At 43.3% G+C, this 18,358-nt stretch carries 10 protein-coding genes and 5 pseudogenes; 8 read left to right on the forward strand and 7 right to left on the reverse strand.

Annotated elements, in window-relative coordinates:
- Positions 1-434: 434 nt before the first annotated feature.
- The 4 genes and pseudogenes from katG (at position 435) to TT12_RS11560 (ending at position 5,380) form a co-directional block, all read left to right on the forward strand.
- Positions 435-2,611, forward strand: a pseudogene (katG, locus tag TT12_RS11545) (catalase/peroxidase HPI).
- Between the two features lie 249 nt (positions 2,612-2,860).
- Positions 2,861-3,789 (forward strand): annotated as a pseudogene (locus tag TT12_RS11550) (LysR substrate-binding domain-containing protein).
- A 354-nt stretch (positions 3,790-4,143) separates the two neighbouring features.
- A pseudogene (locus TT12_RS11555) lies at positions 4,144-5,143 on the forward strand (LLM class flavin-dependent oxidoreductase).
- Positions 5,144-5,191: 48 nt separating this feature from the next.
- Positions 5,192-5,380: a hypothetical protein gene (locus TT12_RS11560; RefSeq protein WP_201605602.1), complete on the forward strand. Its 189-nt coding sequence runs from the start codon at positions 5,192-5,194 to the stop codon at positions 5,378-5,380.
- A 149-nt stretch (positions 5,381-5,529) separates the two neighbouring features.
- Here the strand turns inward: TT12_RS11560 and TT12_RS11565 are convergent, their stop codons facing one another.
- The 6 genes and pseudogenes from TT12_RS11565 to ispF form a co-directional block, all read right to left on the reverse strand.
- On the reverse strand, positions 5,530-6,561 hold the full coding sequence (locus tag TT12_RS11565) for an ornithine cyclodeaminase family protein (protein ID WP_045455001.1): 1,032 nt from the start codon (positions 6,559-6,561) through the stop codon (positions 5,530-5,532).
- Between the two features lie 61 nt (positions 6,562-6,622).
- Positions 6,623-7,581, reverse strand: a pseudogene (locus TT12_RS11570) (AEC family transporter).
- Between the two features lie 214 nt (positions 7,582-7,795).
- A pseudogene (gene mnmG / locus TT12_RS11575) lies at positions 7,796-9,690 on the reverse strand (tRNA uridine-5-carboxymethylaminomethyl(34) synthesis enzyme MnmG).
- Positions 9,691-9,947: 257 nt separating this feature from the next.
- The gene (locus TT12_RS11580) at positions 9,948-10,484 is read right to left on the reverse strand and encodes a hypothetical protein (RefSeq protein ID WP_045455004.1); all 537 of its coding nucleotides are present in this window, start codon (positions 10,482-10,484) and stop codon (positions 9,948-9,950) included.
- Between the two features lie 217 nt (positions 10,485-10,701).
- Positions 10,702-11,052: a Grx4 family monothiol glutaredoxin gene (gene grxD / locus TT12_RS11585; protein ID WP_045446215.1), complete on the reverse strand. Its 351-nt coding sequence runs from the start codon at positions 11,050-11,052 to the stop codon at positions 10,702-10,704.
- Positions 11,053-11,253: 201 nt separating this feature from the next.
- The gene (ispF, locus tag TT12_RS11590; protein ID WP_045446213.1) at positions 11,254-11,757 is read right to left on the reverse strand and encodes a 2-C-methyl-D-erythritol 2,4-cyclodiphosphate synthase; all 504 of its coding nucleotides are present in this window, start codon (positions 11,755-11,757) and stop codon (positions 11,254-11,256) included.
- Between the two features lie 260 nt (positions 11,758-12,017).
- Here ispF and mnmA point away from each other — a divergent pair, with 260 nt between their 5' ends.
- From mnmA to purB, 3 genes are all read left to right on the forward strand, one after another.
- Complete coding sequence (mnmA, locus tag TT12_RS11595; RefSeq protein ID WP_045455007.1) at positions 12,018-13,244, forward strand: tRNA 2-thiouridine(34) synthase MnmA; 1,227 nt, start codon at positions 12,018-12,020, stop codon at positions 13,242-13,244.
- Between the two features lie 53 nt (positions 13,245-13,297).
- On the forward strand, positions 13,298-15,154 hold the full coding sequence (locus tag TT12_RS11600; protein ID WP_045455010.1) for a hypothetical protein: 1,857 nt from the start codon (positions 13,298-13,300) through the stop codon (positions 15,152-15,154).
- A 149-nt stretch (positions 15,155-15,303) separates the two neighbouring features.
- Positions 15,304-16,695: an adenylosuccinate lyase gene (gene purB / locus TT12_RS11605; RefSeq protein ID WP_045455013.1), complete on the forward strand. Its 1,392-nt coding sequence runs from the start codon at positions 15,304-15,306 to the stop codon at positions 16,693-16,695.
- A 123-nt stretch (positions 16,696-16,818) separates the two neighbouring features.
- Here purB and TT12_RS11610 read toward each other — a convergent pair whose 3' ends face one another.
- Positions 16,819-17,013 carry an NF038104 family lipoprotein gene (locus TT12_RS11610; protein WP_045455015.1) on the reverse strand — a complete coding sequence of 65 codons (195 nt, stop codon included), beginning with the start codon at positions 17,011-17,013 and terminating at the stop codon, positions 16,819-16,821.
- A 156-nt stretch (positions 17,014-17,169) separates the two neighbouring features.
- On the opposite strand from TT12_RS11610, the gene TT12_RS11615 reads away from it, so the two are divergent.
- Entirely contained in the window at positions 17,170-18,342 is a 1,173-nt protein-coding gene (locus TT12_RS11615; protein WP_045455017.1) for a cupin domain-containing protein, read from the forward strand.
- Positions 18,343-18,358: the final 16 nt, after the last annotated feature.

Here is an 18,358-nt window from a genome sequence, read left to right on the forward strand (position 1 = left end):
CTCGCATTTTGCATCATAACCATTTTATACAAACCCCTTTCTTTTGTGATTAGCCCATCATCATCCTGATAAGTCATTAATAATTAATGCTTTAATAACCAGAACTTCTTGCTACATTCTTACTTTTATATATTTAAAAAACATAATTTTATTAGATATACCATTTATTTTATAAAACAATGTGTTTGTATAAATTGCTTCCCTAAATCAATCATTATTCTATATGCTAGAGATAACAGATAATTTTTGCAAACAATAGTAAATAATACCCTCGATTGCCATTGATCTGATTACTGCCTAGGAGCCACATGATGACTAACTCAAACTCAACATCAGATGCTGCAAGTAACACCACTTATAATAAAGGAGATGGTCATGGACCAACCATTCATAGTGAAAATGTAGATACTTCGCACGAGCCACAACGTCCAAGCATGGGTGGCTGTCCTGTCATGCACCAAGCACATACTACGAACGCCTCGGCAGCAACCGACTGGTGGCCGAATAGCTTAAATTTAGATATCTTGCATCAGCAGGATCACAAAACCAATCCAATGGATCCTGACTTTGATTATGCAGCAGCCTTTAAGCAATTAGATTTAGAAGCCGTCAAGCAAGATTTAAAAAATCTAATAACTGAGTCACAAGCATGGTGGCCAGCAGATTGGGGTCATTATGGTGGGTTGATGATTCGTATGGCTTGGCATTCTGCCGGTACTTATCGACGCTCCGACGGCCGCGGTGGTTCTAACACTGGTAATCAACGCTTTGCACCATTAAACAGTTGGCCGGACAATGTCAACTTGGACAAAGCACGTCGTCTATTATGGCCAATCAAGAAAAAGTATGGTAACAAACTTTCTTGGGCAGATTTGATGATACTAGCGGGTAATATGGCTTATGAATCTATGGGCTTTAAGACGTTAGGTTTCGCTGGTGGACGTACCGATATTTGGCATCCAGAAAAAGATATCTATTGGGGTTCTGAGCGTGAATGGCTGGCGGCTACCAAAAATCGTTATGAAGATGATAATCAGCGTGAATCACTAGAAAACCCTTTAGCAGCGGTACAGATGGGCTTGATTTATGTCAACCCTGAAGGTGTCGATGGCAACCCTGATCCAATCAAAACAGCACAAGACATCCGCACCACTTTTGGTCGTATGTCAATGAATGATGAAGAAACGGTCGCCTTGACGGCTGGTGGTCACACGGTTGGTAAATGTCATGGTAATGGTGATGCCACCTTATTAGAAGATGAGCCAGAAGCGGCTGACATCAAAGAGCAAGGTCTAGGTTGGCGCAATCCTAAAGGTACAGGTAATGCTGGCGACACCGTCTCAAGTGGTATCGAGGGCGCATGGACCACGCATCCAACCAATGGGATTATGAATATTTCGAGTTATTGCTAAATCATGAGTGGGCACTGACTAAGAGTCCTGCTGGTGCTTGGCAATGGGAACCTATCGATATCAAGGAAGAGGATCGCCCTTTAGATGCACATGATCCAAGTGTACGCCGCAACCCAATCATGACCGATGCTGATATGGCAATGATTAAAGACCCTGCTTATCGTAAAATTTCAGAGAACTTTCATCAAAATCCAGAATATTTCGATGAAGTATTTGCAAAAGCTTGGTTTAAGCTTACCCATCGTGATTTGGGGCCAAAATCTCGCTATTTAGGGGCGGATGTGCCAAGCGAGGACTTCACTTGGCAGGATCCAATTCCACAAGGCAATGTTAATCTGAGCGCTGATGATATTGCGATCTTAAAAGCACAGATACTAGGCAGTGGTATCGACCATCGCGAATTTATTATTACCGCTTGGGATAGCGCTCGTACATTCCGCGCCTCAGACTATCGCGGCGGCGCCAATGGTGCACGCATTCGTTTAGCCCCGCAAAAAGACTGGCTAGGTAATGAGCCTGAGCAATTGGCTCGCGTACTTGAGGCGCTCACTGCCATCCAGACGAACTTTGATAAAGACGTCAGCATCGCGGATTTAGTGGTACTCGCTGGTAACACCGCCATTGAAAAAGCAGCAGCTAATGCAGGTGTTCAAATTGAAGTGCCATTCGATGCGGGTCGTGGCGATGCGAGCGATGAGATGACTGACACAGAAAGCTTCTCTGATTTAGAGCCACGACATGATGGCTACCGTAATTGGATCAAAGGCAGCTATGCCATATCACCTGAAGAGATGCTATTAGATCGTACTCAGCTGATGGGCTTGACTGCACCTGAAATGGTCGTTTTAATCGGTGGTATGCGTGTCTTGGATACCAACTACGCTCAGAGCCAACAAGGGGTCTTTACTGGGTGTGCTGGGACACTTAGCAATGACTTCTTTGTGAACTTGACGGACATGAGCTATTCTTGGCATCCCGTTAAGACAGACGATAATGGCGCCCCTGCCCTCTATGAAGTACGTGAGCGTGCTACTGGCACTGTAAAATGGCAAGCCAGCCGCGTAGACCTAGTGTTTGGCTCAAACTCCATACTACGCGCTTACGCTGAGCTTTACGCACAAGACGATAACCTAGAAAAATTCGTTCATGACTTTGTAAAGGCTTGGAATAAAGTGATGAATGCGGATCGCTTTCGCTAAAACCCACTGAAATAGATACGCCTTTATCTTAAAAAAGCCCTCTTTAATCGAGGGCTTTTTTATTGTAATGGTTTACTTCTAGCAAAGGACAAACGACTTATTCTATATTCCAAATAAATATAAATAGATAACCATTAAGTATATACAAGAATAAACACTTTGTTTTACACTACCTGCTTACTGCATATTTGTACATTTTCACTTTTGTATACAGACAGGGTTTGTATATTTATACAATAGGATTTAGTTATGGCAATCGACGTAGTGGTCAATCAGCGGCATTTACAGATTCAACTTAAGCAGTTGGAGACAGTATGGCATACGGTGATTAATGGCTATAACTTAAGTCAGGCGGCGACCGTACTGCACACCAGCCAATCTAGCCTATCAAAACATATTGCGGCACTTGAAAATCAGCTCAAAACGGAAGTATTCGTCCGTCAAGGCAAACGCCTAACGGGTCTTACGACCATGGGCACAGCACTAATGCCGCATATCGAATCTATCTTCGCCGAGATCCGTACGATTGAAAATCTTAGTCTTGATTTTAATAATCCGAATATTGGCACGCTGACGATTGCCACCACTCACACGCAAGCGCGATATGTATTGCCGCAAGTCGTCAAAGAGTTTAAAGAGCGTTTCCCCAAAGTCAACCTGATACTACAACAAGCGGATCCAGAGACCATCGCGCAGATGGTCATTCGCGGGCAGGCAGACATTGGCATTGCAACCGAGTCTTTACTTCATAACAATTATTTACGCTGCTATCGCTATTATGACTGGACGCATCGCGTCATTGTGCCAAGCGATCACGAACTGGCCAATTACGAGTCTGTGGATTTGCGACCCTCGCCAGCTATCCGATTGTGACCTACCACGGTGGCTTTACGGGGCGCGGTGCGATTGACAAAACTTTTGAAGAAGCAGGATTGGAGCCAGATATCGTACTAGCAGCACTCGATGCTGATGTAATCAGTACTTATGTAGGACTGGGCTTGGGTATCGGCATTATTGCAGAGATGGCGTTTGAACCGAGTCACTATCAAAATTTAACTGCGATACCTGTAGATCACTTTGGGCGCTTCACCAGTTGGATGGCGGTACGTGATGATGCGGAAATTCGTCAGTATGGTCGGGCATTTATGGAACTGTGTCAAAAACAATTTAGCCAGTAAAGAACCATTTATTCATATTTTCACTAAACGTCAATGGCATCGTTATCAACAGATAATGATGTCATTTTCTATTCTCATTTCTACTCAAAATCGACTGCCGCGCATGTGATTCTTATAACGCTACCCCATTATTAAGATTTGTTATCGTCTTAACTTATAACCTTTATATTCAATAGAACCGCCCCATTATATGAACTATTGAACGACTAGTTACAGCAATATTGAATTAGCACTAGATTCTTGAGGTGCTGGTTTATCCTTGCTGTCGCTAGTCTCTTTTATAACTAGAATCAAATACCAATATAACCATATAACCATGTCGCTGAAAGACGGCATCATAAAAACAGGTGATTTATGAGTAACGCTATTCCCTTATCCTTTTTAGATCTAGCACCCGTGCCTGAAGGTAAAACCATCGCTGAAGGCATTGCCCAAACGGTTGAGACAGCACAGCAAGCAGAAAAAGTCGGCTTAAACCGTTATTGGATGGCAGAGCATCACAATATGCCGGGCATCGCCAGCGCAGCGACGTCAGTACTACTAGCGCATATCGGCAGCCAAACCAAGCATATACGTATTGGTGCTGGTGGTGTGATGCTTCCGAACCATGCACCGCTCGTCATCGCTGAGCAATTTGGCACTTTGCAGGCATTATATGGTGATCGCATAGATTTAGGCTGGGTCGTGCGCCGGGTACTGATGGCGCAACCTTTCAGGCACTACGCCGTCAGATGCAAGATGCTGATCGCTTTCCGCAAGACGTCCAAGAATTGATGTACTTTTTAGGGAACGGTACAGATAATAGCCCAGTACAGGCATTTCCTGGGGCAAAATCAAACGTTCCTATCTGGATATTAGGCTCTTCTCTTTTTGGGGCTACGTTAGCGGCGCATCTAGGACTTCCTTATGTGTTTGCCTCACACTTTGCACCGCAAATGCTTGGGCAAGCGATTACAGCTTATCGTGAACAGTTCAGACCATCAGCTATTTAGATAAGCCTTATGTCATGCTGGCAGCCAATTTATTACTCGCCGATGACGATGCTACTGCACAGTATCATTTTACCTCTGCGCAGCAAAGTTTCGTACGCTTGCGCCGTGGTGAAACAGGTCAAATGCCGAAACCTACTCATGATATGGACAGTATCTGGAGCCCTGCTGAAAAAATGATGGTGGATAGCGCATTATCAGTGTCATTCATCGGTTCTGTGGAAACTGTCAAACCGAAACTGGCGGCATTCCTTGCTCAGCATGAGCCAGACGAGCTGATTGTGACGGCTAACGTTTACGATCAGGCAGCGCGCATGCGTTCACTGGAACTTACACCTGAGTTAAATTTATTTACTTTACAATGAAATCAGACACTTGCATAATTATTGATAAACCTTAGCTGGATGTTTGACATGGATGCAACTCCTATTATCGGTGCCTCACTGCTTATCGGTGCCTCACTGCTTATCGGTTCATCAATATTTATGTACATTGTGGCTTTTCTGGCGGTGATGGCTGTCGGTGGTTATTTGACCTACCGCACCAGTCCAAAACGTAAGCAGCGGCGCGAAGACAAACGTAATAAAGACAATCCAAATTAATAACCGCTCTAAAAATATGCTAGGGGCGTATTAGTTGAACGTTTAAAGCAATGTAAAAAGCTCTCTTTTCTTATTTAGAAAGAGGGCTTTTTTGGCTTGCTACATAAGAAAAATACAGCAATCTTTACGTACGGTCACTATAAATGGCATTACCATTCAATTGACGAGCCAAGATTTTTTTGTGCGGCTTGTTGTGCGACATATAGAGCGACTGCTGCATCAAAACTGGCTGCACCAACCGATTTAAATAACGTAACACCATGATTAGATTTAGCGGTTTTTTCTTGTAGCGCCCCTGTGACTAGCGCTTGTAAGTCACCACTGAGGTCGTCCCATGTCCATGCGCAATCGACACTATCGTGAGCTTGGATTAAATCGCCCGCTTCATGACGACTGCCAACCAAATCATCGACAACGACCATGCGACTGTTTGCAATGACATCATTGCTTATCTCTTTCATTGAAGGCTGATAGGCACCTACTGCGTTGATGTGTACATTAGATTTAATATGGTTGAGATCAAACAAACCTTCTGTTGCGCGGGTTGCGACATTGATAACATCTGCATCACGGATAGCATCATTGATATTTTCGCAAACCGTTATAGTAACGTCCCATTGCGGATAATCACGAGTAAATTTCACTTTGAAAATCTCAGCGCCTTCCCTGCTTCTATTCCATAAATATACTTTTTTAATCTCAGGACGTACTGTCATTACCGCATGTAATTGCTCATAAGCCATGCCACCACAACCGACCACCGCCACACTTTGACAGTCAGCGCTTGCCATATATTTGGTCGCAATGCCTGACAATGCCGCCGTACGCACTTGAGTAATATAAATCCCATCCATAATTGCCAATATCTCACCAGTATCATTGTTTGACACGGTAATAATCGCCGTTGTGGTTGGTAAATTTCGGCTCGGATTATCAGGACAAATGGTGACCAATTTTACGGCGGTATACTCGTTCTTACCATCATAAATCGTCGCAGGCATTGATAAATGCGAACCTGAGCGATGAGTGTCATCTTCACTAAAAGTTTCAATGACCAAACGTTCAGGCGCTTTGATCCAGTTGGGGTGCGCTGCCTGTTGATGTAACAATGCTTCTATCGCCCCAATGGCAGATTGCATATTGAGATGTTCGGTCACGATTGCTTTGTTTAGTAATTGCAATTTGAGTACTCCTATTTATAGATTTATTATTAGAACATGTTTTATCACACCAAAACAGCTACTACATTAATCCTAACCCGCGTAATATTGCCGCACCAATAGCCATTCCAAACATACCTACCACGGTGGTAAAAGCCAAAATATTAGCAGCTAACACATCATTGCCACCCATGGCTTTTGCCATTACATAGCTGGCGGCGGCTGTTGGTGAAGCTGCCATCAAAAACAACACACCCATATGCACACCTGATAGACCAAATCCCAATCCAATAGCGATGGCAATCAATGGAGCAACAACAATACGTCCGATACTCGCCTGCATGGACAGCCCTGAAGGGTGCAACATCGACTTCAAATCAATACTGGCACCGGCGCAAATCAATGCTAAGGCAATGCCACTGCGGCCAGTAAATCACCAGTCGTATGAATCACACCTGTAATAGGCGGCAGCGGTGACGCCTTATAAGCAAATGCTGCTACCAGTGCGATAATCAGTGGGTTGGTAAATAGTTTTTTGAGAATCATGGTACTGCGACTGAGCCAAGTATCATCCACACTTTTGGACACACGGCTGAGAGTGATAACCGCTAAGATATTAAACAGTATCGTCACCACACCCATATAGACAGCGCCGATGCTTAAGCCACGTTCTCCGTAGGCATTAGCAACCGTTGCCAGTCCAATAATAGCCATATTACTCCGAAATATTCCTTGTACAAACACCCCTTGATCAGCCGGTTTGCTCACAAAATATTTGGCGTAAATTTCTGCACCTATAAACAAGATGAATGTCACCAGAATACCAGCCACTATCAGCGTGATTTGTTTGCTGTAATCGACATCACTATCAACGACGCTAAAAAAAAGCAAACAGGGTAAACAATAATTAAAGACAAAGCTCGATGCTTGATCAATAAAAGTCTGGCTCGCCTCACCGCGTCTCTGCATAAAAAAACCCAACCACATTAAGGCAAGGTTGGGCAAGACAATGGTAATAGCAAAGACAATAGCATCAATCATAAATAGGCTCAGTTCGTTGACAAGCCCATCATGATATGGACATCAGCGAGATAAATTAACAAGTAATCATTAAGTTTTCTAGCCTAGTATAGAGACAAAATAGCAAGTAAGACAAGCGCCTGCTCTATTTTCTTTTAACAGCGGCTGTATTTTTAATAAACAAAAGCCCATAACGATATACCGTTATGCTTTTGTTATAGTACTTATACTACTATTATGAATCTAACGCGGCTTTTGCTTTTTTCTGTTTTTTCACCGTCATAGCTAATAATTGAATGGCAGCAGGCGTCACACCGCTCACGCGTCCCGCTTGGGCGAGCGTCGCAGGACGTATTTGCGTCAATTTCTGTACAATCTCATTTGATAAGCCTGATACTACGCTATAATCAAAGTCCAGTGGCAACGCTGTATTTTCTAGGCGCTTCATCTGATCAATGTCTTCTTGCTGACGGTCAATATAGCCTGCGTACTTCACAGAGATTTCTATCTGCTCACCCACTTGGCATCTACTTGCGAATCAGTGATGGCAGCGATATCAGCAAAATGAATCTGCGGACGCTTGAGCAAATCAAAAGCAGTCGATTCTTTTGACAGCACCTCGCCCGTTTGCTCTGTGACTTTTTTGCCCAACGTATTGGCAGGGGTTGCCCACATATCTTTAAGACGTGAGGTCTCTGTGGCAATGGCTTCCATTTTTTCTTGATAAGCCTGCCAGCGCACATCATCTACTAGACCAAGCTTGCGACCCGTCTCAGTTAGGCGTTGATCTGCATTGTCTTCACGTAATAGTAGACGATATTCTGCGCGGCTCGTAAACATACGATATGGCTCAGTCGTACCATGGGTAATCAAATCATCAACGAGCACGCCAAGATAGGCTTCATCACGGCGCGGTGTCCACGTTTCAAACTCACTATTATTAGTCGTAACCAATGCCGCATTAGTACCTGCTAGCAAACCCTGTACGCCAGCCTCTTCGTAGCCAGTCGTACCGTTAATCTGACCAGCAAAATATAAGCGATCGATAGATTTGGTCTCTAGCGTTGGCTTTAGATTTTGCGGATCAAAATAATCATACTCAATGGCATAGCCTGGACGGGTAATGTGCGCATTCTCTAAGCCTTTCATACTATGAATAAACTCTAACTGCACATCAAATGGCAAACTGGTTGAGATACCATTTGGATATAGCTCATGCGTGGTCAAACCTTCTGGCTCGATAAATATCTGATGGCTGTCTTTATCCGCAAAACGGTGAATCTTATCTTCGATAGATGGGCAATAACGTGGACCCACGCCTTCGATTTTGCCAGAGAACATCGGCGAACGGTCTAAGTTCTCACGGATGATGTCATGAGTACGCGCATTGGTGTGCGTGATATAGCAATTGACCTGCTCTGGATGCATAGACACATCACCCATATAACTCATAACAGGTAGCGGCGTGTCGCCGGGCTGTACGGTCATCACACTAAAGTCAACGCTACGCGCATCGATACGTGCCGGCGTGCCTGTCTTTAAACGACCAACTGGCAGCTTAAGCTCACGCAAACGATCGGCCAACTTGATAGATGGCTGATCTCCTGCGCGGCCGCCATTTGAGTTCTCTAAACCGATATGAATCACACCGCCCAAGAAAGTCCCTGAGGTCAGTACCACGGTTTCAGTCTTAAAAATAATACCTGTTGAGGTGACCACTGCCGTTGCACGGCCATTCTCGACCAAGATATCATCAGCAGCTTGCTGAAATAGATCTAGGTTTGGCTGGTTCTCTAAGGTATGGCGAATAGAGGCCTTATAAAGAATCCGATCCGCTTGCGCACGTGTGGCACGAACCGCCGCGCCTTTACGGCTGTTTAACACGCGAAACTGGATACCCGATTTGTCCGTCGCTAGCGCCATCGCCCCACCAAGTGCATCAATCTCACGCACCAGATGGGATTTGCCGATACCACCAATTGCAGGGTTACAGCTCATCTGCCCGAGCGTCTCAATATTATGTGTCAACAGCAAGGTCTGCGCGCCCATACGTGCGGCTGCCAAAGCAGCTTCTGTGCCAGCATGACCACCACCGATCACTACCACGTCGTAATTTTTTGGGTATTGCATATACGCCTCACTTGACTCATAACGCTGCTTTTAGCCAAAAACTATCATTACCAGAATTTTATGGCTAAATAGCATGGTCATCAGCAAATAAACGTCAGTCGGATTTAAAAAGTTAACGACTTGGAAAAGCCGCTAGATATTGAATTGCTAACCCATCATTATAACAATTTTTTGATGCTTAAAAAACGCCGCAGTAGAAACTATTTACATTAAGTGTTAAGCATCATTGTTAAACTTAGTAACTAGTAACTTAATAATTAGCGCCTAATTACCAGGCTCAGCGGTACGATTTGATCTGATTGACCACTGCTCAGCATATGCTGACTGCCATAACCTTCTGGATTGATCTGTAAATAAGCATTCATCAAGCCAATAGCATCGCCATCATTACTGGCCAAAATTTGCTCTTTAATCGTGTCCACTGGCGGTAGCAGCAAGTTTTTTAGCAATGCCAAACGCTGCTGGTTATCGCCTTTATTAACGACCATCTCGATAAGTTGACGCGCATCGATGGGTAAATCTGGCGTATTCTGTGCCAATAATGCCAAATGATAAGCGCCCGCAGAATCTTGATCCGCAACGATACGCTGCTCAATCGCAATATAAGTGGCTTCTGTTGCGCCGCCTGCCACGCTAAGCTGATGAATACATTTCAGCGCTGAATGTGGCTCATTGCCAGCAATTTCAATGATACGCGTGGATTCATTTTTTAAATGCTCACGGCGTTTTTCGATTACCGCTTGCTCAGCAGCTTCTTTTTGCACGTCCGGCTGTTCCGTTGCTTGACTATTCATAAAGCTCTCTCACTCGTATGATAATTATTATTTATATCGCTGATATCTTGCACACTATATGGGGGTAAATTCGATAAAAACAACGAAGCCTAAAAACACTAAAGCGTAAAGACACTAAAAAACCCAAATAGCCATTAACTGACCATTTGGGTTTACTGTGCTTTATCTTATCAAGTTTATTTGAATATCAAAGACATCCAAAGCATACTATCAAGTATTAAGCAGCAGGGCTGTTTGCTTCAACCAATGGCTTAAGCTCGCCTGATTGATACATTTGCAAAATAATGTCTGATCCGCCCATCAATTCGCCGTCAATCCACAACTGTGGAAAAGTCGGCCAATTGGCGACTTTTGGCAAAGTAGCACGGATTTCTGGGTTTTCTAAAATATTTACAAACGCAAATGGGCGACCGATTTGAGTAAGCACTTCAATCGATTTAGCAGAAAAACCACACTGCGGAAATTGCGGCGTTCCTTTCATGTAAATAATAACTTTATTGTCACGGATTTGATCACGGATCAATTGTTCAACGTCGTTTGCAGCAGTATTTGGGGTTTGCTCACTCATAAAAGCTCCTATTGATAAAGCGGTTCATTGAAAACAGTGATTGATATTACAAAATGATTGAGAAAAGAGATGGCTGATACATGGGGCAAGCGCCACGGTATTACAAGTACAACTCTATAGACTATATATATAAAATCTGCGCGCAACTGACCAAGTCAATATGACTCGGAGTGCTCAAGCAGCGATGACACCCGATCCAAGCTATCTAGATTCGACAACATTAGGGACTAATAATACCACGGCATTGGCCATAATGCCCTCTTGCCGACCGGTAAAGCCTAACTTTTCAGTGGTGGTGGCTTTAACGCTGATATTATTAACCGCCGTCTGCAAATCACTGGCAATATTATCACGCATAGCTTGACTGTGCGGTGCCAGCTTTGGACGCTCACACATCACAGTGATATCAGCGTTGCCTAGACTATAACCAGCCTCTTGCACTTTACTGTAGACATAACGTAGCAGCACCCGCGAATCCAACCCTGCATGGGCGGCATCTGTATCAGGAAAATGCTGACCGATATCGCCAAGCGCCAATGCGCCAAGCAGTGCATCAGCAAGCGCATGCAGCACCACATCTCCATCAGAGTGTGCCAGCAAGCTGTGCGTGTGTTCAATAGGCACACCTGCTAGCACCACATATTGCTGCTGCTGACCATTATTGTGAAAAGCGTGAACGTCGATACCTTGACCAATTTTTATCATTATTATTCCAAGATGAGTGAAACGTGATTAAAATAATTCAAAACCACTATCTAAATTTCTAAAGCGATTTTACTAATGCCTAGACACCATCGGTCGCCACCAGTTTCAATTAACTGGTATAATATGACGTTTATTTTATCATAATACCAGATCCAAAAGATAAGCTGACGTCGTTCTGCTGAGACTACCTATTGTAGCAATGGCATAATTTTTGGCGTCAATATCTATTTTGGAGAACGTACAAATAGTTGAGCCGCTTTATGTCAGCCATACAAGATACCTCAAGCATAGCCGTTTCTGAGTCTTTTACGCCTCATCGTCCATTAACACTTGCCGATATCGAAAATCCTAGCGCCAAGCACGTGATTGTCGGTATGTCAGGTGGCGTTGATTCTTCTGTATCAGCCGTTTTACTTCAACAAGCAGGCTTTAAAGTCGAAGGTCTGTTTATGAAGAACTGGGAAGAAGATGACGGCACCGAATACTGTACGGCAATGGATGATTTAGCGGACGCACAAGCGGTATGTGACAAAATCGGTATGAAGCTACATACGGCCAATTTTGCCATGGAATATTGGGATCGGGTTTTTGAGCATTTTTTAGCAGAATACAAAGCAGGTCGTACGCCCAATCCAGATATTTTGTGCAACAAAGAAATCAAGTTTAAAGCGTTTTTAGACTATGCTTTGACGCTGGGTGCAGATTATATCGCCACCGGTCACTACACGCGCCGTAGTATGAACTATACGAATGCTAATGGCACTGAGGTTGCGCAGCTATTACGCGGGCTTGATAACAATAAAGACCAAAGTTACTTTTTACATGCGGTTGGCGGCGATAAAATCGCTAAGACGCTGTTCCCAGTCGGTGAGCTTGAAAAGCCAGTGGTTCGTCAAATCGCTGAAGAACATGATCTTATTACCGCCAATAAAAAAGATTCAACGGGTATTTGCTTTATTGGTGAACGCCGCTTTAAAGACTTTTTACAACAGTACTTGCCCGCTCAAAAAGGCGATATCGTCACGGATGATGGTCACATTATCGGTCAACACGATGGTTTAATGTATTATACGTTAGGTCAGCGTGGTGGTATTGGTATCGGCGGTGTCAAAGATCGCCCAGAAGAGCCTTGGTTTGTATTGGCAAAAGACTTGGACAATAACCGTTTGATCGTTGGACAAGGTCATGAGCATCCCATGATGCTGAGTAATGAGCTGCAAGCTTATAAGCTCGATTGGGTCGATGGTTTACCGGCTGCAGATATATTTAGCGAAGACGGCTTACGTTGTATGGCAAAATCGCGCTACCGTCAGCCAGACCAAGCGTGCCGAGTGTTTGCTCTTGATGATAAAGGTTTAGAAGTACGAGTGATATTTGATGCGCCGCAACGGGCAGTGACGCCCGGTCAATCAGCAGTATTTTATATCGATGAGGTTTGTTTGGGCGGCGGTGTCATTGCCTCTATTGACGCGCCTTGCGGGATTTGACATCTCAGTTAACATCAATTAATACAATGATTTGTCTTTTTTTAGGATACTGAATGACCGCTCGCCTTTTTGCCTTGCTGAATATCTCATTTTCTTGTTCGATATGGCTGAAGCGAGGTCTTACGCTTACTTTCATTACTGCGTCATTTAGTGCACAGTCAGCACCAGCAGAGATGGGTAGTATTACGGTTACCAGCTCTAATGCTTCGACTGGTAGTGCTTCTGGCACCTATATCGCAGCAGGTTCTGGTGCTACTGGTCGTTTTACTTTGGTTCGCAATGAAAATATTGGTTATAACAGTAATGCTGAGATAACACCATCTAGTGGTACGCGCACCAATGGTATTGAGATCAGGAATGATTCTAATACTAGTGTTGATAGAGATAAGTTCAAGTACACTTTTACTATTACGCCTAATGATAACGCCTCTATACATACCATAAAGATTGGTCAAGCCAGCTATTCAATGGGTGGTAACTCAGAAATTGCACGTCAAACATTAAATTTTACCCAAAATAGTCAAATTAGTATACCTGCGCAAGCCACTATCAAAAACAACCCAGATGTCCCCTATTACTATAATGCAATGGGCGACTACTTTATGGGCAGCAAAGTCAATAGTACCCAGCTGAATTCACAAAATGCTGTGTTCAACCCGCAGCTGCGTACCGATAGCTCAAATGTGAATGGTAGTGGTTTATATTATTATAATATTACTAATCTAGCGGGTGTTACTGGTAGCCAAAACCCATATACACCTACCTTGAATACGAATAAACAAGTAAGCCTCAATTCAAATAACGGGGTTTTACCACCGACGCCAACTTTTGAAAATATTATTAAAAGTATCAATAATGGCAGCACGTATTCTGCACTATCACCTAATACCGCTATTTCCAATGGTGGTACTTATGTCAGTTATGGCATTGAAAATAGTCAAAGCAATTACGTTGTCGCGGTAAGAAATGCGAACGCCGTGACTTTGACTTATGAAGGCATTATGAATGGTAATATCGGCATTGCGCGTAACGTAGTCGGTGAAACCTATAACGAATGGATCAGCTTTGGGGTAGAAAGTGAACCGTTTAATTACGTCTTTTCAGGCACTGTATTCAATGATAATGGCGGTATAAACGATAGCGACATCAATGTCAAAAAAGATAACGCTACGATAGACAGCGGTATATATAACAATACCAACTTCTTCAATGGTACTTTTGACTCTGCTGAAAGTGGTATTGCAGGTAGCACAGTCAAGCTGGTTGACTGTACAACTAATGCGCCTCTTGAAACTATCAATATTCCTACTAATATTGTCGGTAAATATGAGATTAAAATACCTATCGCTTCTCTAACTGGCAAAAGTACTGTCTGCCTGATTGAAGAAAATAGTGGTAGCACTTATCCCATTCGTACTACTAATGAAAAAACGGTTATTTCCTTGACTACTAACAAGTATAACTATGAAAATAATAACTTTGGCAGAGTGATTGATAAAAACTCAGCTTTAGTCCTTGAAAAAGAACAAGCACTTAACGATTGCAAAATCTCCTCATTGTTACCAAATCTAGAAAACAAGCTTGCCTATAGTAAAGCCGCCTTATCTGAAGTAACTCCAGGACAATGTATTGCCTACAAAATTACTGCGACCAATCGAGCCAACCTTAGTATCAATCACTTTGTTCTACAAGATGTTTTGCAAGAAAAAAATGTGAATGGCGCGATAGTGACGTCAAAACTTGCGAATCCAATCCACCAAGCAAGCGAATATGCCGCAGACAGTGTCGCTATCGGCAATAACGGTACTGTCAAAGCGGTAACCTCAATTTTAGATCCAAGGACAAAACGTAGTTTTTACTTTAATACTAAGTATGGCACCACACACTCTAATACACCCGATACCCCTTAATAATAGCGTTATATGCATATTTTGGTTTTATCAACGGCTACATTTGCTACACTACCCGTATTTTTTTGACCACAGTCTTATATGATGTGTTCATTTGTGTGATTTCACAGTTTTCATCACTTTTACTTTTTTAATTTAAAGGCATTATTATGAACTTACTTACCGCACTCTCCCCAATCGATGGTCGTTACGCCTCTAAAGCTGACAGCTTGCGTCCTTATTTATCAGAATTTGGTCTCATTAAAGCCCGCGTCACTGTCGAGATTCGCTGGTTACAGTCATTGGCAGATAACAACGCGATTGGTGAATTGGCAGCATTTGATACCGATACCAATGCCTTTTTAAACAGTATCGTTGACAACTTTAGTGAAGCAGATGCCCAAGCCATCAAAGACATCGAAGCGACGACCAATCATGATGTAAAAGCAGTCGAGTACTTCATCAAAGACAAGTTCCGTGGTCAGGCAGCGCTTGAGGATTCATTAGAATTCATTCATTTTGCGTGTACCAGTGAAGATATCAACAACTTGTCTTATGCGTTAATGCTAAAAGACAGCCGCGAGATTGTGGTTGCGAAAATGCAGCAATTGACTGATAGCATCGTTGATTTGGCGACTGCTCATGCTGATCAACCCATGTTATCACGCACCCATGGTCAAACCGCTAGCCCAACAACGCTAGGCAAAGAAATGGCAAACGTCGCTTATCGCCTAGCCCGTCAAATCAAACAAGTCGGTCAAGTAGATCTATTAGGTAAAATCAATGGCGCGGTTGGTAACTATAACGCTCATTACGCCTCATATCCTGACGTTGATTGGCAGACTCATGCAGAACGCTTCATTGATGAAAGTCTTGAGCTGACTTTTAACCCTTATACCACGCAAATTGAGCCGCATGATTATATCGCTGAGCTATTTGATGCAGTCAAACGCTTTAACACCATCTTAATCGATTTTAATCGTGATATTTGGCAATACATTAGCTTAGGCTATTTTAAGCAGCGCCTAAAAGATGGCGAAGTTGGTTCTTCTACTATGCCGCATAAAGTGAACCCGATTGATTTTGAAAACTCTGAAGGTAACTTGGGCGTTGCTAATGCGATGCTTGCTCATTTGGGTGAAAAACTGCCAATTTCGCGTATGCAGCGCGATTTATCAGACTCTACCGTACTTCGTAATATCGGTGTTGGTCTGGCGCAAAGTATGATTGCATTTGATGCTTGCTTAAAAGGCGTGAGCAAACTTGAATTGAATGCGCAGCGCTTAAACGATGATTTGGATAATGCACAAGAAGTATTGGCAGAGCCGATTCAAACCGTCATGCGCCGCTACCGTGTTGAAAACCCATATGAGAAGCTTAAAGCGCTGACTCGTGGTAACGCCATGACTCGCGAAGCCATGCTGACATTCGTTGAAAGTGATGAGCTATCTGCGGTGAGCGATGCGGATAAAGCGCGCCTACGTGAGATGACGCCAGCCACTTATATCGGTAATGCGGCGGAGCAAGCGCGCACGATTAAAGAGTGGATTGCTAAGATTTAACTGGTAACAATCTTATCTTTATAAAATGTAAAAAAGATATAAACGAGCATTCATTTATATCTTTTTAGAAAACCTTACTCTAAACACTATGATTTTTTAAATACATAGTTAATGGGTGAGGTTTTATTCTTTATCCTCTTTATCTTTTTTATCACTACTATCACCCGGTATGATCGCTTTGGTAACAGCAACAGTACCTTTGACGACGCCTTTAGTGGTTTTGTAGGCGACTTTTACAGGTACAGTGACGATTTTATGCACACAAGCTTGCAGCATAAATATACTGGCGATGATGACGATAAATTGTAATTTTTTCATAAATTTCCTACGGATAATGAGAGGCACTGATGGCTATATTTTGACCATCAGCTAGACGCTAATCATAAACCAATACACGTCAGCTATAAAGCACTGTTCTAGTTTTATATTCTGTTGACCTTGATATCCTTTCTACTTAAACACACGGATCTACCCATGACTTCTATACCGCTTTGTTTACCCGACTCTATTACGCCTGAGCAATTTTTAAGCGAATACTGGCAAAAAAAGCCACTCTTAATTAAACAAGGCTTACCACAGCTAATTGGCATGTTTGAACCTGACGACATGCTTGGTCTAGCCCTAGAAGAAGACGCCTCGGTGCGCTTACTAACTCAAGCAGCAAGTAAAAAAGAAGGTCAGGCGCAGTGGCAACTCAAGAAAAGCCCATTGACTGAAACTGATTTCGATAACTTACCTGAGCAATGGACGGTATTGGTACAGAATATGGAACAGTGGTCACCTGAGCTTGGTCAATTGTGGCAAACCTTTGACTTTATTCCACAATGGCAACGTGATGACATCATGGTTTCTTATGCGCCAAAAGGTGGCTCAGTCGGCAAACACTATGACGATTATGATGTGTTTCTTGCGCAAGGCTACGGCACTAGACGTTGGCAACTGGGCAAATTCTGTGATAAAAATACCGAGTTCGTCGCCGATGAGCCGATTCGCCTCTTTGATGACATGGGTGAGATTATTTTTGATGAGATATTAGAAGAGGGTGACGTGCTTTACGTACCACCGAAGCTTTCGCATTTTGGTGTGGCACAAGACGATTGCTTAACCTTTTCATTTGGCTGCCGTCGTCCTAACTTGATGCAAATCATCGACAGCTTAGCTGATATTGCCACCAACGACAGCGATTTATTTATCCCCATGCTATTGCCACAAGCGCTGCAAGCGTCAGGTGAATTGCAAGCGAGCAGCATCAATGCGATCAAAGATCAGCTATTACAAATGCTACAGTCTGAGCGTGGTGATGATATCATTCGTCAAGCAGTTTCAGAAGTCGTCAGCAAGCGTCAGTATGATGCGCTGATGCCAGAGGATACACTAGATACCGATGAGCTCATGCAAGCTCTAGCAGAAGGTGCTACCTTGCAAGCGGATTATAGCAATCGTTTGCTCTATAGCCAGACTAATGATGGCATTGTGCTATATGCCAATGGTCAGCGCATTGACGGGCTTGACGAGACCGCAGTAGCGGTATTGGTGCGTTTGGCTAATGGCGAACACCTAAATAGTCAAGATGTCACCGATGTTGATGCAGATGATTTGAGCGAATGGCTAGAGAACGGCTGGGTGTGGATTGATATTGCTGAATAACATCTATTAATCAGAC

This window comes from Psychrobacter sp. JCM 18903, assembly GCF_000586475.1.
GTDB lineage: Bacteria > Pseudomonadota > Gammaproteobacteria > Pseudomonadales > Moraxellaceae > Psychrobacter.

Coding starts and splice junctions, on each gene's coding strand:
- TT12_RS11560 (WP_201605602.1), top strand. CDS start 5,192: ATGGATGCAACTCCTATTATCGGTGCCTCACTGCTTATCGGTGCCTCA.
- TT12_RS11580 (WP_045455004.1), bottom strand. CDS start 10,484: ATGAATAGTCAAGCAACGGAACAGCCGGACGTGCAAAAAGAAGCTGCT.
- ispF (WP_045446213.1), bottom strand. CDS start 11,757: ATGATAAAAATTGGTCAAGGTATCGACGTTCACGCTTTTCACAATAAT.
- TT12_RS11615 (WP_045455017.1), top strand. CDS start 17,170: ATGACTTCTATACCGCTTTGTTTACCCGACTCTATTACGCCTGAGCAA.
- grxD (WP_045446215.1), bottom strand. CDS start 11,052: ATGAGTGAGCAAACCCCAAATACTGCTGCAAACGACGTTGAACAATTG.
- mnmA (WP_045455007.1), top strand. CDS start 12,018: ATGTCAGCCATACAAGATACCTCAAGCATAGCCGTTTCTGAGTCTTTT.
- TT12_RS11600 (WP_045455010.1), top strand. CDS start 13,298: ATGACCGCTCGCCTTTTTGCCTTGCTGAATATCTCATTTTCTTGTTCG.
- TT12_RS11610 (WP_045455015.1), bottom strand. CDS start 17,013: ATGAAAAAATTACAATTTATCGTCATCATCGCCAGTATATTTATGCTG.
- purB (WP_045455013.1), top strand. CDS start 15,304: ATGAACTTACTTACCGCACTCTCCCCAATCGATGGTCGTTACGCCTCT.